General features: G+C 64.0%; 15 protein-coding genes. 11 read left to right on the plus strand and 4 right to left on the minus strand.

The window, feature by feature from the left end:
- Positions 1-84 precede the first annotated feature (84 nt).
- Genes lipB through UU9_RS11930 form a run of 3 tightly spaced genes read left to right on the plus strand, consistent with a single transcriptional unit; the run spans position 85 to position 4,030 of the window.
- Positions 85-747 (plus strand): lipoyl(octanoyl) transferase LipB, encoded by a 663-nt coding sequence (lipB, locus tag UU9_RS11920; protein ID WP_425476851.1) that lies wholly within the window; start codon positions 85-87, stop codon positions 745-747.
- 17 nt (positions 748-764) lie between these two features.
- On the plus strand, positions 765-1,763 hold the full coding sequence (lipA, locus tag UU9_RS11925; protein ID WP_007082004.1) for a lipoyl synthase: 999 nt from the start codon (positions 765-767) through the stop codon (positions 1,761-1,763).
- 8 nt (positions 1,764-1,771) lie between these two features.
- Positions 1,772-4,030: a carboxy terminal-processing peptidase gene (locus UU9_RS11930; protein ID WP_007082005.1), complete on the plus strand. Its 2,259-nt coding sequence runs from the start codon at positions 1,772-1,774 to the stop codon at positions 4,028-4,030.
- A gap of 168 nt (positions 4,031-4,198) precedes the next feature.
- Here UU9_RS11930 and UU9_RS11935 read toward each other — a convergent pair whose 3' ends face one another.
- From UU9_RS11935 to UU9_RS11950, 4 genes are all read right to left on the minus strand, one after another.
- A complete protein-coding gene (locus tag UU9_RS11935) occupies positions 4,199-5,575 on the minus strand; it encodes a leucyl aminopeptidase family protein (RefSeq protein ID WP_007082006.1) in 1,377 nt (458 codons plus the stop codon).
- 85 nt (positions 5,576-5,660) lie between these two features.
- A complete protein-coding gene (locus tag UU9_RS11940) occupies positions 5,661-6,353 on the minus strand; it encodes an HAD family hydrolase (RefSeq protein ID WP_007082007.1) in 693 nt (230 codons plus the stop codon).
- A 14-nt stretch (positions 6,354-6,367) separates the two neighbouring features.
- Positions 6,368-7,582: a LysM peptidoglycan-binding domain-containing protein gene (locus UU9_RS11945; protein WP_040670917.1), complete on the minus strand. Its 1,215-nt coding sequence runs from the start codon at positions 7,580-7,582 to the stop codon at positions 6,368-6,370.
- 211 nt (positions 7,583-7,793) lie between these two features.
- Entirely contained in the window at positions 7,794-9,191 is a 1,398-nt protein-coding gene (locus UU9_RS11950) for a DegQ family serine endoprotease (RefSeq protein ID WP_007082009.1), read from the minus strand.
- Between the two features lie 345 nt (positions 9,192-9,536).
- Between UU9_RS11950 and UU9_RS11955 the strand changes: the two genes are divergently transcribed.
- From UU9_RS11955 to UU9_RS11995, 8 genes are all read left to right on the plus strand, one after another.
- Positions 9,537-12,821, plus strand: a complete 3,285-nt coding sequence (locus UU9_RS11955) for an LAGLIDADG family homing endonuclease (protein WP_040670918.1) — start codon at positions 9,537-9,539, stop codon at positions 12,819-12,821.
- Positions 12,822-12,959: 138 nt separating this feature from the next.
- On the plus strand, positions 12,960-13,448 hold the full coding sequence (locus tag UU9_RS17575) for a hypothetical protein (protein WP_237710276.1): 489 nt from the start codon (positions 12,960-12,962) through the stop codon (positions 13,446-13,448).
- A gap of 123 nt (positions 13,449-13,571) precedes the next feature.
- Positions 13,572-14,309 (plus strand): TSCPD domain-containing protein, encoded by a 738-nt coding sequence (locus tag UU9_RS11965; RefSeq protein ID WP_007082012.1) that lies wholly within the window; start codon positions 13,572-13,574, stop codon positions 14,307-14,309.
- Between the two features lie 104 nt (positions 14,310-14,413).
- Positions 14,414-15,943 carry an anti-phage dCTP deaminase gene (locus UU9_RS17580; protein WP_162098774.1) on the plus strand — a complete coding sequence of 510 codons (1,530 nt, stop codon included), beginning with the start codon at positions 14,414-14,416 and terminating at the stop codon, positions 15,941-15,943.
- Positions 15,944-16,497: 554 nt separating this feature from the next.
- Entirely contained in the window at positions 16,498-18,126 is a 1,629-nt protein-coding gene (locus UU9_RS11980) for an FAD-dependent oxidoreductase (RefSeq protein WP_007082014.1), read from the plus strand.
- A 172-nt stretch (positions 18,127-18,298) separates the two neighbouring features.
- On the plus strand, positions 18,299-18,916 hold the full coding sequence (locus UU9_RS18520) for a sugar O-acetyltransferase (protein ID WP_272941977.1): 618 nt from the start codon (positions 18,299-18,301) through the stop codon (positions 18,914-18,916).
- A gap of 84 nt (positions 18,917-19,000) precedes the next feature.
- Positions 19,001-19,570, plus strand: coding sequence for a hypothetical protein (locus tag UU9_RS11990; RefSeq protein WP_156804273.1), 570 nt, complete (start codon positions 19,001-19,003; stop codon positions 19,568-19,570).
- Positions 19,571-19,800: 230 nt separating this feature from the next.
- A complete protein-coding gene (locus tag UU9_RS11995) occupies positions 19,801-20,436 on the plus strand; it encodes a hypothetical protein (RefSeq protein WP_007082017.1) in 636 nt (211 codons plus the stop codon).
- The last annotated feature ends 236 nt before the right edge of the window (positions 20,437-20,672 follow it).

Genomic DNA, 20,672 nt, shown 5'->3' on the forward strand with positions numbered 1-20,672 from the left:
TTTCCCGCCGATCCGCAAGTTTCCTGTTACCTCGATCCTGCCGTGAACACCGATTCCCCATTCCCTATTCCCGATTCCCGTCCACTGAAAGTCCGCCGCCTCGGCCGCCAGCCCTACGCGGTGACCTGGAAGGCGATGGGTGCGTTCACCGACAACCGCGTGGCCGATACCGCCGACGAGTTGTGGCTGCTGGAGCACGACCCGGTGTTCACCCTGGGCCAGGCCGGCAAGATGGAGCACGTGCTGGCGCCCGGCGACATACCGGTGATACCGGTGGATCGTGGCGGCCAGGTGACCTATCACGGGCCGGGCCAGATCGTGGCCTATCCGCTGATCGACCTGCGCCGCGTGGGCGTCAGCGTGCGCGAGCTGGTGCATCGGATCGAGCAGGCGATCATCGACACGCTGGTGCATTGGCAGATCGACGCCGTGCGCCGCGACGGCGCGCCGGGCGTCTATGTGGGCGAGGCCAAGATCGCGGCGCTGGGCCTGCGCGTGCGGCGCGGCTGCAGCTTCCACGGGCTGGCCTTCAACGTGGCCATGGATCTGGAGCCGTTCCAGCGCATCAATCCTTGCGGTTACAAGGGTTTGGCGGTCACGCAAATGCTAGACTTGGTCGGCCCCACGCGGCTGGCAGACGTCGAGGATGTGCTGATCGGCGAATTCTGCCGCCAGTTCGGTTTCTCCGCCGTACCGACCGCCCCCGTGCTACCCGAACTCCCCGCTCGCGCAGCGGTCCAGGCTTGATCGATCCAGGCGTTTTCATGAGCAACCTCTCCCCCTCCAAGACCATCCCGATCAGCGTTGTCGCCGGCGCGCCCGAGAAACAGCTGGGCAGCGACAAGATCGCGCTGAACCGCGCCGGTTTCGATACCGCCGTGCCGACCCTGCGCAAGCCGTCGTGGATCCGCGTGCGGCTGCCGCAAGGCAACGCGGTGCAGCAGCTCAAGGCGCGCCTGCGCGAGAACGCGCTGGTCACCGTGTGCGAGGAAGCCTCCTGCCCGAACATCCACGAGTGCTTCAGCAAGGGCACCGCCACCTTCATGATACTGGGCGAGGTGTGCACCCGGCGCTGTTCGTTCTGCGACGTGGCGCATGGCCGGCCGCAGCCGCCGGATACCATGGAGCCGGCGCGGCTGGCGCAGACCATCGCCGACATGCGGCTGAAATACGTGGTGATCACCTCGGTCGACCGCGACGACCTGCGCGACGGCGGCGCCGCGCATTTCGCCTCCTGCATCCGCGCCACGCGCCATGCCAGCCCCAACATCAAGATCGAGATCCTCACCCCCGATTTCCGCGGCAAGGGCCGCATGGAGCGGGCGCTGGACGTGCTCAAGGATTTCCCGCCGGACGTGTTCAACCACAATCTGGAAACCGTGCCGCACCTGTATCGCGAAGTGCGCCCGGGCGCCGACTACCAGTGGTCGCTGGATCTGCTCAAGCGCTTCAAGGCGCAGCATCCTGATGTGCCCACCAAGTCCGGCATCATGCTGGGCCTGGGCGAAACGATGGAGCAGGTCCTGGAGACGCTGCGCGATCTACGCGCCCATGACGTCGAGATGATCACCATCGGCCAATACCTGCAGCCCACGCCGCACCATCATCCGGTGGTGCGGTACTGGACTCCCGAAGAATTCGACGCGTTGCGCGACGCCGGTGAGGCGATGGGTTTCCATCACGTCGCCTCCGGCCCGCTGGTGCGGTCGTCCTATCACGCCGACCTGCAGGCCCATGCAGCCGGCGTCACCGAGCACGCCTGAGAGAATCCATGAAATTTCGCCCCCTGCTGGCCCTGCTGCTCGCCATCGCCACCACCTGCGCCTGCGCGCAGTCCGCCGCCGATCTCGGCGCCGGGCAGAAGAATCGCAAGGCTTCGGTATGGCCGCTGGTGCCCAACACCACCGAGGCCGAAGCGGCGCAGTTGTCGGCGCGCTTCCTGACCCGCTTCCACTACGACACGCAGCCGCTGGACGATGCGATGTCGGGCCGGATCTTCAAGGCCTACCTGAAGATGCTGGACGGCGAGAAGGTGTTCTTCACCCAGGCCGACATGGCCACGTTCGCGCCGCTGGAAACCAAGCTCGACGACGCGATCTGGAATCAGGATCTGTCCGCGCCGTTCACCATCTTCAACCTCTACCTGCACCGCGCCGTCGATCGCATGACGTATGCGCGCGATCTGCTGGCGAAGGGTTTCGACTTCAACGCCGACGAGAGCTACACCTTCGATCGCAAGGACGCTACCTGGGCGAAGGACAAGGCCGAGCTGGACGACCTGTGGCGCAAGCGCACCATGAACGACTGGCTGCGCCTGAAGCTGGCCGGCAAGGCCGATGACGAGATCCGCAAGACGCTGACCAAGCGCTACACCGGCTACATCGAGCGGGTGAAGCAACTGGACAGCGAGGATGCGTTCCAGACCTTCATGACCGCCTACGCGGAAACCACCGACCCGCACACCGATTACCTGGGGCCGCGCGCCGCGGAGAATTTCGACATCGCGATGAAGCTGTCGCTGGAAGGCATCGGCGCGGTGCTGCAGGCGCGCGACGACTACACCCAGATCCGCGAGCTGGTGCCGGGTGCGCCCGCGATCAAATCCGGCAAGATCCACGTGGGCGACCGCATCGTGGGCATCGGCCAGGGCGCCGAAGGCCCGGTCACCGACGTGATCGGCTGGCGCCTGGACGACGTGGTCAACCAGATTCGCGGCAAGAAGGACACCACCGTGCGGCTGGAGATCCTGCCGGCGGACACCGGCCTCGATGGCAAGCACGTGTTCGTCACCCTGGTGCGCAAGAAGGTCAGCATCGAGGAGCAGGCGGCCAAGAAGAAGATCGTGGAGATCAAGGACGGCGACGTCACCCGCAAGATCGGCGTGATCGAGCTGCCCACGTTCTATTCCGATTTCGGCGCACGCAGCGAGGGCGACAAGAACTTCAAGAGCGCCACCCGCGACGTGGCCAAGCTGCTGGGCGAGCTCAAGGCGGCCGGCGTGCAGGGCGTGGTGATGGATCTGCGCAACAACGGCGGCGGCTCGCTGGCCGAGGCCAATGCCATGACCGGCCTGTTCATCGACACCGGCCCGGTGGTGCAGGTGCGCGACGCCAAGGGCCACGCCGAAGCGCAGGGCGACGACGACCCGGGCATGGCCTGGAGCGGCCCGCTGGCGGTGCTGGTCAACCGCGGCACCGCCTCCGCCTCGGAGATCTTCGCCGCCGCGATCCAGGATTACGGCCGCGGCCTGATCATCGGTGAGCCCACCTTCGGCAAGGGCACGGTGCAGAACCTGGTCGACCTCGACCGCTTCAGCCGCAGCGAGAGCGACAAGCCGCAATACGGTGAGCTGAAGATGACCATCGCCGAGTTCTTCCGCATCAACGGTGGCTCCACCCAGCTGAAGGGCGTCACGCCGGACATCGCGTTCCCGAAGAATGGCGACGAGAAGGACTTCGGCGAATCCACCTACGACAATGCGCTGGAGTGGACGCACATCCCGCCGGCGCCGTACCAGCCGATCGCCGACATGAAGGCGTATCTGCCGAAGCTTGAGCAGATGCACGACGCACGCGTGGTGAAGTCGCCCGCCTGGCAGCTGATGCTGGACGAGCTGGCCCAGTACAAGATCATGCGCGGCAAGAAGGCGATCTCGCTGAACCTGGCCACGCGCGAAGCCGAGCGCAAGCAGCAGGACGCCATCCAGGCCAGCTTCCGTGCGCGGCACAAGGCCATCGACGGCACCACCAACCTGCTGGACGAAGAGGATGACGTCAGCAGCCGGCTGGACGACGGCCTCAACCCGAACGAGCGCAGCCTGAAGAGCGAGCTGAAGCAGGAGAAGGAAGCGAAGGAGGCCAAGGACGTGCAGCTGGACGAAAGCGCGCACGTGCTGTTCGACGCCGTCGGCCTGATCCAGGCCGATCCGAAACTGGCTGCCGAAGTCCTGCCCTACGGCGGCAAGTTCAGCCTGAACACCGTGGCCAGCACCTCGTTGCCCGTGTCTGCCTCAAGCGCGCCCGTGCACTGAGCACGTAGGCATCGCCAAAGAAAAAGGCAGCGCTTGCGCTGCCTTTTTTCATGTCCGCCGTACCCGGCCGGCCGCCGAGAATCCTGTGGGAGCGGCTTCAGCCGCGATGCCTTTCAGCTTTCGACAAAGAGCATCGCGACTGAAGTCGCTCCCACGACAGCCGCGGGTTCAGCCGAAGCGCTTCTGCAACACGGCGAACACCGCACGCAATCCCATCGCCTCGCCGCCGCGTGGGCGGCCGGGGCGGTCGGCGTCGTTCCAGGCGTACGTGTCCAGGTGCAGCCAGTCGATGTCGTCGGGCACGAAGCGCTCCAGGTACAGCGCCGCGGTGATCGCGCCCGCGTGGCGTGACGGCCCGGCGTTGGCGAAGTCGGCCAGGTGCGAATCCAGCAGCTTGCGGTACGGGCGCCACAACGGCAGCCGCCATAGCGGATCGGCCACGGCGTGGCCGGCGGCGACCACCTCGTCAGCCGATGCATCGCGATTGCCGAACAGCGCCGGCAGGTCCGGTCCCAGCGCCACGCGGGCGGCACCGGTCAACGTGGCGAAGTCGATCATCAGCGCGGGCTTCTGCTCGGCGCCGTAGGCCAGGGCGTCGCACAGGATCAACCGGCCTTCGGCGTCGGTGTTGTCCACCTCGACGGTGTGGCCGGCGCGCGTGGTGATGACCTCGCCGGGGCGCATCGCATTGCCCGCCACGGCGTTCTCCACGGCGGGGATCAGCAAGGTCAGCCGCAACGGAAGTTTCGCCTGCATCACCAGGCCGGCCAGGGCGATCGCATGCGCCGCGCCGCCCATGTCCTTTTTCATCCAGCGCATGCCGTCGGACGATTTCAGGTCCAGCCCGCCGGTGTCGAAACACACGCCCTTACCCACGATCACCAGCTTCGGGTCGCTGGCCTTGCCCCAGCTGAGTTCGACCAACCGCGGCGCACGATGGCTGGCGCGGCCCACCGCGTGGATGGTGGGGAAGTTGGCGGCGAGCAGTTCGTCGCCCACCCATTCGCGCAGCTTCGCGCGATGGGTCTTGCCCAGCCGGCGCACGGCGTCGGCCAGTTGCTGCGGCCCCATGTCCTCGGTGGGCGTGTTGACCAGGTCGCGCACCAGGCAGGTGGCTTCGACCAGCGGCGCCAGCTGCTTCAGCGCATCCGCCGCCACTGCCAGCCTGGCCGGCGCACGGCGCGGTTGGCGGTAGCGGCTGAACTGGTACGCACCCAGCGACCAGCCCAGCGCGGGCTGCACGGGGTCGGCCAGCACGCTTTCGGCGGCCAGGTGATAGGTAGCCTCCGGCAGCGCGCAGGGCAGTGCGGCCAGCGCGGCCAGGCTGTCGTGTGGATCGACGCCGGCCAGCACCCGCACCAGCTTGCCGGACGCGTCCGCCAGCAGGGCGACGCTGCCCGGCGCGGCATCGAAACCGGTGTCGGCCAACCAGCGCCGCTGGCTCGCGTCGAGCCGGCGCCGGGTGGCGGCCAGATGGGCCGCGTCGGTGGTTTCGATGGCAATGCTGCGACGGTCGCCGGGCTGGCGTTCGATCAGGGCGGACATGCGGTCTCCTCGTGTTTCGGTGATGCCGGCGCGTGCTGACGCGCGCGGTGAATCGCCCATTTTGCGCGTATTGCGCCGGGCTTGCTCAAGCTTGCGCGTCGAGCCAGTCGGCCAGCGCGGCCATGTCGGGCAGGTCGAGGTCCGGCCTTGCGCCCAAGGCCTCGGGCCAGGGTTCGCGGCGGCGGTTGATCCAGGCCGTGCGCAGGCCGGCATCGCGGGCGCCGGCCACGTCCATCGCCGGATCGTCGCCCACATGCAGGATGTTGGCCGCCGGCACGCCCAGGCACTCGGCCGCGGCCCGGAAGATGCGCGGGTCGGGCTTGGCGAAGCCGGTGTCGCGGGCGCAGACGTGGTGGGCGAAATGCGCATGGATGCCGACGCGTTGCAGGTCGGCATTGCCGTTGGTGAGGCTGGCCAGTGGCACGCGGGCCGCGATGCGTTGCAGCGCGGGCAGGCTGTCGGCGTACAGCTCCACCGCATTGCGGGCGGCGAAGTAGATTTCCCACAGCGCGTCGACCGGCGCCTCGATCACGCCGCAGGCCTCGAAGGCCTGCTGCAGGGTGAGCTGGCGCTGGGTAGTGAAGTCGTGCGCCAGGTCGGCGCGTTCGGCCGCCACCTGCAGGCGCAGGGCGCGCATCGCGTCGATCGGCCATTTCAGCGCCACGTCCGGATGGTGCTGGCGCAACCACGCGTCGACCGCCTCGTCGGCGCGTTGCAGCGCCGGCAGCACCGGCCACAAGGTGTCGTCCAGGTCCAGCGTGAGCGCCAGGATATGCACCTGCGTTCAGCCGTCTATTTGCTGTCGAGATGGAGTACCTGGCCGATCTTCAGGTTGTCGTTCTTCAGGTGGTTCCAGTCGCGCAGCTGCGCCACGCTGAGGTCGTGCTTCTTGGCGATCACCGACAGCGTGTCGCCCTTGCTCACGGTGTAGAGCTTGCTCGGCGCCGGTGCCACGGGCGGCGGGGTCGGGGCCTTGCGCTCCTCCATTGCCGTCCGGGCGGCCAGCGTCTTGGGCGAGGTGGGGGCGATCGCCGCGCCCGCGGCATAGGTGGCGCCCGGGGCGGCCAACGGGGTGCGGCGGGGCGCGCCCACGGCGGCCAGGATCTTGTCGCGCCGCGAACTATCCAGCGCGGTCAGCGCGCTGCCATCCTCGAACGGCAGCACGGCGTGCTTGCGCAGCGCTTCCTTGGCCGGATCGGTATGCATGAAATCGACAAACGCCTGCACCTGCGCGGCCTTGGTGCTGCGCGGGTTGGTCACCAGGTAGAGCGGGGTGAACAGCACGTAGCTGCCATCGGCGACGTTGGCCACGGTGGCCGGCACGCCATCGATCGACAGCGCCTTCAGCTTGCGGTTGCCCTGGATGTCCGACAGCGTGGCGGCGCCCAGTCCGTTGGGGTTCAGCGCCACGCCTTCCTCCAGCTTGTGCGTGTTGACGTACAGCCGCGGTGCCGCCACCGGCTGGTTGCCGCGGCCGAACAGCAGGCTGCGCAGGCTGTATTCCACGCCGTCGCCGGGACTGGCCACGGCGTACACGTCGATCGGCGCGTTGCGGCCGCCCACTTCGTTCCAGTTGTGGATACGGCCGTAGTAGATGTCGTGCACCTGCTTCAGGCTGAGGTTGTTGACCGGGTTGGACGCCTGGGTGATCACCACCAGGCCGTCCCACGCCACCGGGGTGAACACCAGGTTGGCGTTCTGCGCGCTGCCGTCGCTGCCGCGTGCGCTGCCGGCCAGGTCGGCGCTGCCGCTGGCCACCGCGTCGATGCCCGAGGCGGTGTTGAACGGCTGCAGCTCGATGGAGCCGTGGCCGGCCTTTTCCCAGGCGGCGGCCACTTCGCTGACCACGCCCTGCGCCGTGGCCACGTCGCCGCGCCAGATCAGAGTGGGGCCGGCGCTCTTGCTGACGCTGGCCTTGTGGGCGTGACTCTTCTTGGCGAAGGACGGGCTGGCGACGCTGGCGCCGATCAGGGCGACGGACAACAAACAGGCAAGACGGACAGACATGACGATGGAAAGCCCCGGCGTGGGTGGACGAGAAAGCGCGAGTATGTCGCTTCACCGGCGCGAAAGTGGTGAAGCAGACCCGGCATTTCAGCGATCCGCCGGGGAAACATCAAGCTTTTCCCGCTGCCGGACCCGGCCCCGACGGCCCTCCATGGCGCCGCCACGCCCTTTCCGCCAGCGCTCCCGCGGAAAGATGAACAGCCACTGGCGCTTACTGGATCAGCACGTAATGGCTGCCGTCGGCATCGGCCACCACCAGCACCAGCTGCCGCAGGTGCACACCGGCCAGCCCACGCAGCATGCGCAGGCTGACGATGCGCTGGTTGCCGATGCCGATCAGCATGTCGCCGGATGCCAGCCCGGCCTGCGCCGCGCGGCTGCCCGGTTTCACCGTGCTGATCGCCACGCCATGGATGCCCTGGTCGCGCTGGCGCTGGCTCAATTCGCTGAAGCGCACGCCGGCCAGGCGCGGGTCGAGCTGGCCGCCATCCAGCGTGGCCAGTTTTTCCGGGCTCAGCGTGACGCTCACCTCGCGCTGCTTGCCATCGCGCAGCAGGCCCAGCCGCACGCTGCTGCCCAGCGGCAGCAGACCTTCGGCGTTGCGCAACTGCTGCACGCTGCGCAGCGGCTCGCCGTTCAGCGCGGTCAGCACATCGCCCGGCTGCAGTCCCGCGCGTTCGGCGGCGCCGCCGGCGGTGACGCCGGTGATCACCACGCCCTTGTTGTCCTTCAACCCCAGCGATTGCGCGATGCGCGGCGTGATCGTCTGCGTCTGCAGCCCCAGGCTGCCGCGCTCCACCTTGCCGTGCGCCAGCAACTGGCTCATCACCGAACTGGTGAGGTTGCTGGGGATGGCAAAACCGATGCCCACGTTGCCGCCCGAGGGCGAGAAAATCATCGTATTGATGCCCACCAGTTCACCGCGCAGGTTCACCAGCGCACCACCGGAATTGCCCGGGTTGATCGAGGCATCGGTCTGGATGAAGTTCTGGTAGCCACCCATGCCCGGCGCATCCTGACCCAGCCCCGAGCGCCCCAGCGCGGAGACGATGCCCGAGGTCACCGTCTGCCCCAATCCGAACGGGTCGCCCACCGCCACCACGTAATCGCCCACCCGCAGCTGCGAGGAATCGGCCAGCGGCAGCGCCTGCAACTTCACCGCGGGAATCTGCACCACCGCCACGTCGGTGTCCGGATCGGTGCCGATCAGCTTGCCCTTCACCGTGCGCCCGTCCTGCAGGGTCACGCTGATGTCGTCGGCGCCGCCCACCACGTGGTTGTTGGTCAGCACGTAACCCTTGGCCGCGTCCACGATCACGCCCGAGCCCAGGCTCTGTTCCACCCGCTCGCGCGGCGAGGCGGGCAGGCCGAAGAACTGGCGCACCATCGGGTCGTCGAAATACGCATCGCGTACCTGTACGCGGGTTCGGGTGGAAATATTCACCACGGCCGGCGTCACCCGCTGCAGCATCGGCGCCAGCGACGGCATCGGCTGGCCATCGACCGCCGCCGGCAGTGCGGCGCGGCCCGGCACCGGCAAGGCGGTGCCGGCCAGTGCGATCAGCAGTGCCGCCAGCCAGCGGTCGACACGAAAAAAGTGGCGGGACATCGGGTTCTCCTTGGCGGGATCGGCGCAGTTTCGACTGCGGGCGCGTCGCACGGTTCCGGCGTCGCACTTTCTTGCACCCATGCTGCTCAGCCACTTTACATCGGCGGTTGGCGGGGTTACCTTCCTTCTCCGTTCGCAACCACAACATCTTGTGTCTGCCTTACGGTAACCAAACAAGTGCTGGTGCCGGTTGCGCTATCCTCGGGGGAGGGCAAGGCCGCTGCCAGCAGCCATCAAACACCGCGGAAAACCGTGCCGAAACGCCACTTTCGGCCGTGTCGATCATCCAAAAACACCGCATCAACACCAACGGGGCCGCAAGGTACCGGGAGGTCAGGAAATCCAATGAGCACAGTCCGTGCACCAGCCGCAGGTACAGCCGTGAGTCGTGACGCCGTGGAGATCCCGCTGCAGCCCGCATCGCAGGATATCTGGGACAAGAAATACCGCCTCAAGAACAAATCGGGCGAGCCCGTCGACGCCGACGTCGACGGCACCTGGCAGCGCGTGGCGCGCGCCTTGTCGGACGTGGAAACCACGCCCGAGCTGCGCGAGCACTGGTACGAGCGCTTCCTGTGGGCGCTGCGCCGCGGAGCGATCCCCGCCGGCCGCATCACCTCCAACGCGGGTGCGCTGGCGCACAAGCCGGCCACCAGCACCATCAACTGCACGGTGTCGGGCACCATCCGCGACTCGATGGACGACATCCTGGAAAAGGTGCACCAGGCCGGCCTCACGCTGAAGGCCGGCTGCGGCATCGGCTATGAATTCTCCACGCTGCGTCCGCGCGGGGCGTACGTCTCCGGCGCCGGCGCGTATACGTCCGGCCCGCTGTCGTTCATGGATATCTACGACAAGATGTGCTTCACCGTGTCCTCCGCCGGCGGTCGCCGCGGCGCGCAGATGGGCACGTTCGACATCAGCCATCCGGACGCCAAGGAGTTCATCCGCGCCAAGCGCGAGGATGGCCGCCTGCGCCAGTTCAACCTCAGCCTGCTGATCACCGACGGCTTCATGCAGGCGGTGGAGCACGACCAGGACTGGCCGCTGGTATTCCCCGTGCACGTCAAGGAAAAGGACGAGATCGACCTCGCCGACCCCACCAAGGTGGTGTGGCGCGAATGGCCCATCCACGAAAACTACGTGGACCGCGAAGACGGCCTGGTCGCCTGCAAGATCTACGGCACCATCCGCGCGCGGCACCTGTGGGACATGATCATGGTGTCCACCTACGACTATGCCGAGCCGGGTTTCATCCTGATCGACAAGGTCAACGAGATGAACAACAACTGGTGGTGCGAGCACATCCGCGCTACCAATCCGTGCGTCACTGCCGATACGCGATTGGCGACGCAACACGGCATGGTGCCGATCGGCGAGCTGTACGCCAACGGCGCGCCGCTGAACGTGTCCGTCGATCGCCGCTCGCTGGAGTTGGAAGGCCGTGGCGTGGAAACGAGGCCAGCGAAGCCGGCCTTCATGACTGCCCCCCGCGCGCCCGTTTTCAAGGTAACCACCGAGGACGGCTACGAAATCAAGGCCACCGAATGGCACGACTTCTACGTCGAACGCGGCAAGATCAAACTGCGCGATCTGAAAGTCGGCGATCGCATGCTGGTGCAATCGGGCAAGGGCCAGTTTGGCCAGCAGGGCAGTGAGGATCTCGGCCTGCTGTTGGGCATGATCACCGGCGATGGTCACTTCACCAATCGCGGCAAGGATCAGCAGGCAGCCATCGTCAGTCTGTGGGGCGAGGAGCGCGCGCTGGCCGACCGTGTCGCCACTTACATCAACACGCTGATCGCCCATACGGCGACCGGCGATCTGCGCCAGTACAAGGTGTCGCCGGTGGCGGTGCCCGAGCGCAACCACGTCTTCATCCGTTCGGTGTTGCTGGCGCGATTGCTGGAGCATTACGGTTTCAGCGCTGCCACCAAGCTGCGCGTGCCCGCAGTGGTCTGGCGTGGAAGCGAGGCTTGCGTCAAGAGCTACCTGCGGGCGCTGTTCCAGTGCGATGGCACGGTCAACGTCTCCGGCCGCAGCCAAAGCTGTTCGGTACGACTGGCCTCCAGCCAGCCCGACCTGCTCAGGGATGTGCAGATGCTGCTGGCGAATTTCGGCGTGTTCTGCCGGATCAAGCAGCGCCGCGTTGCGGGCACGCGTAAGTTGCCTGACGGTCATGGTGGCTCCCGTGCTTACGCCTGTTCGGCCGACCATGAACTGATCATCGACGGCGAATCGCGCGAGCGCTTCATGGACGAGATCGGCTTCCTGTTGCCCATCAAGACCCAGCGTTACCTCGATTGGCGCGAAGGAAAGGCGCTGCGCAAGACGCAGCGGTTCGCTTCGAAAATTTCCAGCATCGAATACGTCGGCGAAGAGGCGGTGTTCGACACTACCCAGCCCGACCACAACGCCGTGATCTTCAACGGCCTGGTCACCGGACAGTGTGGCGAACAACCCTTGCCGCCGTACGGCTCGTGCCTGCTGGGCTCGATCAACCTCACCACCTTCGTGCGCGATCCGTTCGGCCCCAAGGCCCGCTTCGACTGGGACGAGTACCGCGACGTGGTGAAGGTGTTCACCCGCATGCTCGACAACGTGGTGGAGATCAACGGCCTGCCGCTGGAGCAGCAGCGCAACGAGATCATGGGCAAGCGCCGCCACGGCATGGGTTTCCTGGGCCTGGGATCCACGCTGACCATGCTCAAGCACCGCTACGGCACCGCCGACGCGGTGGCGTTCACCGAAGAGGTCTCGCGCGAGCTGGCCGTGGCCGGCTGGGAAGTAGCGCTGGAGCTGGCCAAGGAAAAAGGCCCGGCACCCGTGCTGGCGCAGGAGTTCACCGTCACCGGCGACATGCTGCGCAAGCGCCCGGAAATGGTCGCCGACGGCTACAAGGTGGGCGACGCCATCCCCGGCCGCGTGCTGCACGCGAAGTACAGCCGCTACATGCAGCGCATCGCCACCGTGGCGCCCGAGCTGGTGAATGCCTTGGCCGAAACCGGCGCGCGCTTCACCCATCACAGCTCGATCGCGCCCACCGGCACCATCTCGCTGTCGCTGGCCAACAACGCCAGCAATGGCATCGAGCCCAGCTTCGCGCACAGCTATTCGCGCAACGTGATCCGCGAGGGCAAGAAGTCGAAAGAGCGCGTCGAAGTGCTCAGCTACGAGCTGCTGGCCTATCGCGCGCTGATCAACGCCGATGCCAAGCCGTTCGCCGAAGAGGCGGAAAACAAGCTGCCCGCGTACTTCGTGGCCGCCGACGACATCAGCCCGAAAGAGCACGTGGACATCCAGGCCGCGTCGCAGAAATGGATCGACTCGTCCATCTCCAAGACCGCCAACGTCCCCACCGATTACCCCTACGAAGACTTCAAGGACATCTACTTCTACGCCTACAAGCAGGGCCTGAAGGGATGCACCACCTTCCGCTTCAATCCGGCCGCGTTCCAGGGCGTGCTGGTGAAGGAGTCCGACCTCGAAAACACGCTCTACCGCTTCGAACTGGAAGACGGTAGCGTGATGGAACTGAAGGGCAACGAGCAGGTGGAATACGACGGCGAAATGCATTCCGCCGCCAACCTGTTCGACGCCCTGAAGGAAGGCTATTACGGCAAGTTCTAGGCACGCGCGCCCAGCCGGGCGCGCGTCGGCGTCGCACCCTCATCGACGGAGCACGGCATGCCAACCCATATCGATACACCGGCCAACAAAGGCGACGCATTCAGCGCCGACGAGCGCACCGGGCCATTGGTGTTGCCCGTGCTGCCCACCATCGAATCGATGGGCGCCGCGCCGCTGGACGCGAAGGCTTACGCCGCGCCGAAACGCAGGGCGCCGGTGAAGAAAGCCGTCGCGAAGAAGGCCGCATCGCCAAAGGCCGCCGCGAAAAAAGTGGCACCGAAAGCGGCAACAGCCAGGCGCGCGGCAGCGAAAAAGGCGGCCGCGAAACCGGCAACGAAAGCCGCAGGCAAGGTCGCGCCGCCGTACATCGTGAAAACCGCCAGCAAGAAACCGGCGGCGAAGAAAGCCGCCGTTGCCAAGAAGGTGGCCGGCAAACCGCCCATCGACAACACCGCGAAAGTCAGCAACAAACAGACGGCCAAAAAGGCCGCGCCCGCGAAGGCGGCAAAGTCCGCCAGCAAGAAGGCCGTCGCCAAGACGGCCAAGAGGTCCACTGCCAGCAGCAAACCGAGCGCCACGACGGCACGCAAGACCGCCGCCAGAAAAGTCGCCGGTCGAGGGAAATAGCCGCACCGCCCGGTCCGGCCTAGCGCCGGACCGGGCACTTCTCCGCGTAGCGCGGAAACGAATACCAGTGCAGCGATCCGGCGCCACGCCGGCGGCACGCCACCCATTCAAAGAAGCGAAACCATGGCAATCAAGATCAACAAGAAGATCACCGGCTACAACGTCGTCAAACCCGAAGACAAGGCCGCCGCGCCCGTGGCCCCTGCCGCGCCCAAGGCCGCGCCCACCGCCGAAGTGATCCAGATGCACGAAAGCGTCCAGCGCCCGGAATCGCTGGTCGGCTCCACCTTCAAGATCAAGTCGCCGCTGTTCGAGCACGCGCTGTACGTCACCATCAACGACATCATCCTCAACGCCGGCACCCCGCACGAACAGCGCCGCCCCTTCGAGATCTTCATCAACTCGAAAAACATGGACCACTTCCAGTGGATCGTGGCGCTCACCCGCATCTTGTCCGCCGTGTTCCGCAAGGGCGGGGACGTGACGTTCATCGCCGAGGAGATGAAGGCGGTGTTCGATCCGCGCGGTGGTTATTTCAAGGCTGGTGGCGTGTACATGCCTTCCATCGTGGCCGAGATCGGCGCGGTGATCGAACAGCACATGAAGAACATTGGGTTGATCCATGACCCGGAGATGGATGAGGCGACGCGGAAGTTGATTGCGGAGAAGCGGGCGGCTTATGAAGCCGTTGGTTCGAAGAAAAGTGCTGACGCCGGTGCTGCGGCTGGGGAAGCTGGCGCAGGGGAGGCGTTGACGTTTCCGGCGGGGTCCATGATGTGTGACAAGTGCAATACGAAGGCTCTGGTGCTGATGGATAACTGCCAGACTTGTTTGAACTGTGGGTATTCGAAGTGCGGGTGATTTGACCCGTATTTTGAGTCGACCACAAAAAAGAGTGGCCGAGAGGCTGCTCTTTTTCTATTTTGATGCAGTGGCGGGTTCTCTTGTATATGCGATAGATGAACTTGGCCCTTTTTCTGATATTCGGGGGTGCTATGGATGAGCTCTTTATAGGCGTCGTCGCGCCGGTCGGCGTTGATTACGCTGTTGGTCTTGATTTATTGGAGGCTGACCTTCGAGTTCTAGATATAGAGGTCGTACGCGTCAAGTTGAGTTCCTTAATTGGTCAGATTCCTGGCGTGCCAGTAACGCCAAGTGATGCTGAAGATGAACGTATCTGGAAGTTGATGAGAGCCGGAAATGAGGCGCGTGTTCGTCTATCTGACGGAGCTGCGCTTGCTCAACTCGCCATTTTGTCGGTGCAGAAAAATCGGGAGGAGCGTAGCGGTGAGGCAACCAAGCCAGCTAAGAGAGTCGCCTACTTATTTCTAACGTTGAAGAACCCGGATGAAATTGCTTTTCTTCGTCGAATTTACGGTGACGCTTTCATTCTTATTTCTCTCTATGAGCCGAGAGAGGAGAGGGTTACGTCCTTAGCGCACAGGATTGCTTCCTCAAAACAGTCCTCCGATATGGACAGCGAGAGAAGCGCGGCTGAGGCAATCGTGAAAGCAGATGAAAAGGATGGCGAAACACAAGGACAAAGGACTGGAGATTCATTTTCTGAGGCCGACTTCTTTGTCAGTACATCAAGTCGCGAAGTTGCTTCAAAGGCCATTAAGCGATTTGTGGACATTCTTTTTGGTCATCCTTTTCATACGCCAACCGTCGACGAATATGGGATGTTTCTCGCTTGGGGTGTATCTCTCAGGTCTGCAGATCTATCTAGACAGGTTGGCGCAGCATTCTGTGACAAGAATGGGAATCTCATCGCGGTCGGCTGCAATGATGTGCCCAGGGCAGGCGGTGGCCAGTATTGGCCTGGTCAAGGTGATGCTCGTGATTTTCAGAGGGGGTATGACAGTAGCGTTTTCGAAAAAAAGCGAATGGTAGGCGAGATTGTCGAGCGCCTGAAAGCGAACGGTTGGCTTAGCGAAGCGATAGGCGTTCTATCTGTGGAGCGAAGACTTACGGATCTGCTTGGTCCGGGAGGCGATCCTATACTTTCCGGTGCCGGAATCAATAATCTTCTCGAACATGGTCGAATTGTCCATGCGGAAATGGCGGCGATCGCGGACGCTGCGAGACGCGGTTTCTCGTTGCAAGATTCGACGTTGTACACGACAACCTTTCCATGCCACGTATGTGCGCGCCACGTAGTTGCTGCAGGAGCGAAGCGAGTTGTTTATGTTGAGCCCTATCCGAAAAGTAGGGCAAAGGATCTTCATGACGACTCGATCGTTGTCGATAGTCATGAGCTTGTCGAGGGTAAGGTCACTTTCCAGTCATTCAATGGGATTGCACCGCGGAAATACGGTGCAATGTTCAGCATGGTGAATAGGAAAATGAAGAGCGGTGTCGCCGTGGCGGCGGCGCCGGAATCGCGCAAAATCAGGGTGAGGGCTCTACCAGCTCACTACATCGTTGAAGAGGCTTTGGCTTCGAAAAATCTAAGCGTTGCGCTTGCTAAGTTGAAGGAATCATCCGAAGATTGACAACGTAGCCGCTAGATGGATGAGACCATGAACCTGTGCGACCCAGATCTTGACAGGCAGCTTCGGGCTGGTGTTGATCGATACGACCAACTTCCATCGTGGATGAAAGAGGCGACGAACGATCGCGAATTGGCACTTTCCCTTACGGCAAGTGAGTTGGGGCAGCGCGTGCAAGCTGTCCAAGAAGATTCGTAGAATCCAAAAACGGGGTCAGGTTCTGAGGTTTCCCCACGTTTTCATGCTGGCACACCCAGTTGATCAAGCAGGTGCGGGCATGGGTGTCATAGTTGATCAATGAGTTCGCTCAAGCGCGTGCAGGACCATCGTCGCACCAGCGCTTCGCGCCCCAGTCGCATTACCGAGTAGAGCCGCCGGTTGCTGCGATAGGGCATCAGCCATGTATCGATACCGCCCTTTTCAGCGAAGCCTGATCAAGGGCAGGAAGCTGCCGGGCGTCATCCCCGTCGCCAGCGTTATGATCGTTCGCATGTGTTTTCCCCGGGAGCCGTCCATTCGGTAGGCGACGTGCTGGAACGCATCGAAAGCGAGGCCCCATGGAATCGATCGGCGACGATTTGCGCGTCATGCAGCGTACCCCGCTGGCGCCCGCGCACGTTGCCGCGTTGCGTGAGGCGGGTACGCAGGCGGTCTACGCGGCCGGCAGCTACCTCGCGCGCCCGGGACAACTGGCCGATCGCTTCATCTATGTCGTTGATGGCGAAATCGAGCTCGTCAACGCCTACACCGATGAGCGTCATGTGCCATCGACGCTGGGGCCGACCCAGTTCATGGGGGAGATTTCGTTCCTCAACGGCGGCAGCTTCTCCATGCCGATGCGCGCCGTGTGCGATACGTCCGTGATCGAGGTGCCGCGTGCCACGATGCTGACGTTGATGTCACAGATCCCCGAGATGTCGGACATCATCATCCGCGTTTTCTCCGCGCGCCGTCGCGGTCAGATCGAGCAACGCCACAGTACGCTGGTGCTGATCGGCGAGGAGCTCGACCGCGATGTCCGTTGCATCGCCGAATTCGCCACTCGCAATCGTATTCCCTACAGCTCGTTTGAGCTGGGCAGCGCCGAAGCGAATGCCGTGGCCGCCACGTGTTCGTTGGCGCCGGCTCGTTCCGCCGTCATTTTTGGCCGCGATACGATCGTCGCCGATCCCACGCCGGACAAGGTCGCGCGTTTGCTCGGGCTCAACCTGGATCTGGTCGATGACGAGGATTTCGACGTGCTGATCGTCGGTGGCGGGCCGGCGGGCGTGGCGGCCGGCGTCTATGCCGGTGCGGAGGGACTCTGCGCGTTGGTGACGGAAGACATCGCCATTGGTGGGCAGGCGGGCACGTCGAGCCGGATCGAAAACTACATGGGTTTCCCCACCGGTATTTCCGGCGCCGACCTGGTGTGGCGCGGCGAAATCCAGGCGATGAAGTTCGGCACGCAATTCGCCATGCCGCGCCGCGTTGCGCAACTGGAGGTGCTGACGGACGGCAGCTTCTGCGCCACCTTCGACAACGGCAGGCGGATTCGCGCCAAGGCGGTCGTGGTGGCGACCGGCGTGCAATATCGCCGCCTGCCGATCGAGCGGCTGGCCGAGTTCGAGGGCGCGGGCGTTTATTACGCGGCGACCGACATCGAGGCGCGCTACAGCAAGGGCACGGAGGCGATCATCATCGGCGGCGGCAATTCGGCCGGCCAGGCGGCGATGTTTCTCAGCCGCACCGCGAGCCGGGTTCGCTTGCTGGTGCGCGGTCGATCATTGGCGGCATCGATGTCGAGCTACCTGTCGAGCCGGCTCGAAGCGGAGCCGACGATCACGATCGAATACGGTGCCGAAGTCAGCGCGCTGCACGGCAGCGATCATCTGGATGCGGTGACGATCCGCGACACCGCGGACGGGCGCGAAGAAACGGTGCCTACCCGGGCGCTGTTCATCATGGTCGGCGCCGCCCCCAATACCGGGTGGCTGGCGGACCTGGTCAAGCTGGACGACAAAGGCTTCGTGCTCACCGGCGAGGCGGCCGGCGCCGACTCGCCCTACGCCGCCTCGCTGCCTGGCATCTTTGCGGTGGGCGACGCGCGCAGCGGATCGGTAAAGCGCGTGGCTTCGGCCGTCGGCGAGGGCTCGGTGGTGATTTCAAAGGTCTGGGAATTCGTCGATCGTGGGCGCCGGGCCTGATTCGCTTTCGAGAAAAGAGGCCGGATTAAGCTGCCGTCCGTGATCACGGAGCTTGGCCTGCTTTTGAGGCTTGTTTTCTACGGCTTCGGGGCGGGTAAATGAGTTCGATATCATTGCTTCTTAACGTGTCGCGGTTTGGATTGAGTGTTGAAGACAGGCAGGAGAGGTCACCGTGACATACCAGGCGCAGTTCATTGACGACAGGATGGCCGCGCTACTCGAGACGGATGAGGATCTACGGCGCATGGTGGCGGGCGACTGGATGCGTTATCGCGCGTCTCCCGCCCTGCAGGCGCTGACGCGCGAGGCGAACGCGACGTGTGCGGTGATCAATCGCCTCTACTACGACGATGCCGAGGAGGCGATGCGCCTTTTCCACGGCCTCGTTCCCGGCGCTGGCGCGGGGATCGATTTTCGTCCGCCGATCCGGATCGACTATGGCGCGCGCCTGGTCATCGGCGACCGTACGTTTATCAATGCCGATCTCATGGTCATTGGCGGCGGCGAAGTAACCATCGGGGCGGACTGCCTGATCGGACCGCGCTGCAGTATCTACACCCCCAATCATGCGGAAGACATCGCGCGCCGCCTCGACGGCTGGGAGCTCCCCAAGCCGGTCACCATCGGCAACAACGTGTGGATAGGCGGCTCGGTCACGATCACGCCCGGCGTCACGATTGGCGACCACAGCATCATCGGCGCGGGTTCCGTGGTCACCCGCGACGTCCCGGCTGGCGTCGTCGCTGCCGGGAACCCTTGCCGCGTCATTCGGCCGCTCGCTGAAGGTTGAACCCGATCAGGGAAGCGGAAGGGGCGCCACCTGGTTAGCCGCCGCTTCTGCAAATGGCTTTGTCTTCGTACTGGGATGTCAAAGATGAAACTGGCGCGCTCCGACTCTCCGTGGAAATGGACATACGCGGTCATGGCCACGTACGCAGCGCTCTCATTTCTGCTGGCCTTCTTCCCGCTCAACCATTTCCCCACGATCGTCGATTTCGGTTCGGTGCCCCTCATCAGAAAACTGATGGCATGTTCTGCCTATCCCGCACGAACCCAGTTCTACTGGCATTGGATGATCCTGGGGGCCCCGCTCATGCTTGCCCTGTTTGGGTTGGCGACTCCCATCAGATTGAAGCGCGGGACGACCAGAGAGGGCGCGATCCTGGCGTGCCTGGCCGTGCTCATCCTTTTCGGATTGGTACTGTTCCCATTGCTCGTCTGGGGCATCTTTTGGGACGGTTCTGACTGGACAAATTCCAAATTGGATCGAGCCCTTCGACACTCATGTACGTCCCGATACAGGATGGGCTTGTGCGGATTCATGATCATGACAGCGATGTGCTGCGGCGCGTGGGTAGGCTTTGTCTCAACGCTGCGGGTAATTTTCATGGCGTGCTGGGCAAGGGTTTGGCCGAATGAGAACCACGTAGCGGAGTCGGGTTGATTAACCCGCACCCGGCAACCCGCTCCTCTGTTTGTCAGGCCTGCTGGCCTCGGTATTTTGGGGTCGTGACATGGTGCGACAGCGGTGGCTGTTGCAATGCAACGGGTTCCAGAGGCACGACTTCCCGCAGAATTCACTTGCCGAATTGGACGCGTAGTGCCGATATAAATTGGGCCGTCAGGCCTTTGAGAAGGGAGCGGCGTGTGAAAGGAGCACGTAGAGGTTTTGCGATGGCCATCCTGATGGTGGTGTTTCTATGTGCGGGATATCTGGTCTTCTCAGTTGTCATCGTGCACGCCACAGGGCCAGCTGTCGTCAAGCTGGGCCGGAATGGGGGCCAGCTTCCAGCCGGGATGACCGCCGTAGATATCCGCTACCCGATTCTGACTCCGGGAAACGGGAACTCCGACAATCATGGAGTTGCGAAGATCACGAGGCCGGATTTTGTCCTGCCCGCATTCGATGGTGTGTTGCTCGGGTCGGATCGCGGTGAGTGGGGCGGAGAGCTGGTTTTTCGCGATCGCGACGGAAGGTTTCATCAGCTTCTCAACCGAGACGTGCGCGGCATCGTGCGTACGCCTTCCGGCATCGTGGTGTTTGTCGGTTTGGCACATTTGTTTGGCAGTGCTGGTGGCATCTACCGCGTGAGTCTCGACGGCGATGGCACCGTTGCGACCACGCTGATCCATGACTTGCGCGGCTCACCCGGCGCGATTCAGTGGACAAGGCACGGTGACCTCGTATTTCAGGTGGATATCCGCGCGTTTCGTAGGTACGGATTGCTGAGTTCCGAGAAAACACGCTGCTTCTTGCTCGATAGTGCGGGAATGCTTCGAAGGCAGCTGTGTGCCGCGATCCTGCATTGAAAGGCGGGGAGCCAGAGCGTTTCCGGTTTCACTCAAGCGAAAAGGGGCTGGGTTCAATGGCCCGCACGCGCTAAAACAACACGAGGCCGCTCCCTGGTTTTGGCGCGAGCCAGCGGTGGATGCGACGCATGGGCAGGCGCCAGCCATGCCCGTGGCAATGTCCGGCTTTCCGGGCATTGCGGCGCTGCCGAAAGGCTTGTCACAATCGCGGCCTTGCCGACGTCCCCCCGATTTTG

Source organism: Rhodanobacter fulvus Jip2, from assembly GCF_000264315.1.
GTDB classification, from domain to species: Bacteria; Pseudomonadota; Gammaproteobacteria; order Xanthomonadales; family Rhodanobacteraceae; genus Rhodanobacter; species Rhodanobacter fulvus.

Coding starts and splice junctions, on each gene's coding strand:
- UU9_RS11995 (WP_007082017.1), top strand. CDS start 19,801: ATGGCCATCCTGATGGTGGTGTTTCTATGTGCGGGATATCTGGTCTTC.
- UU9_RS11980 (WP_007082014.1), top strand. CDS start 16,498: ATGGAATCGATCGGCGACGATTTGCGCGTCATGCAGCGTACCCCGCTG.
- UU9_RS11965 (WP_007082012.1), top strand. CDS start 13,572: ATGGCAATCAAGATCAACAAGAAGATCACCGGCTACAACGTCGTCAAA.
- UU9_RS11955 (WP_040670918.1), top strand. CDS start 9,537: ATGAGCACAGTCCGTGCACCAGCCGCAGGTACAGCCGTGAGTCGTGAC.
- UU9_RS11950 (WP_007082009.1), bottom strand. CDS start 9,191: ATGTCCCGCCACTTTTTTCGTGTCGACCGCTGGCTGGCGGCACTGCTG.
- UU9_RS11935 (WP_007082006.1), bottom strand. CDS start 5,575: ATGTCCGCCCTGATCGAACGCCAGCCCGGCGACCGTCGCAGCATTGCC.
- UU9_RS11930 (WP_007082005.1), top strand. CDS start 1,772: ATGAAATTTCGCCCCCTGCTGGCCCTGCTGCTCGCCATCGCCACCACC.
- UU9_RS11945 (WP_040670917.1), bottom strand. CDS start 7,582: ATGTCTGTCCGTCTTGCCTGTTTGTTGTCCGTCGCCCTGATCGGCGCC.
- lipA (WP_007082004.1), top strand. CDS start 765: ATGAGCAACCTCTCCCCCTCCAAGACCATCCCGATCAGCGTTGTCGCC.
- UU9_RS11990 (WP_156804273.1), top strand. CDS start 19,001: ATGAAACTGGCGCGCTCCGACTCTCCGTGGAAATGGACATACGCGGTC.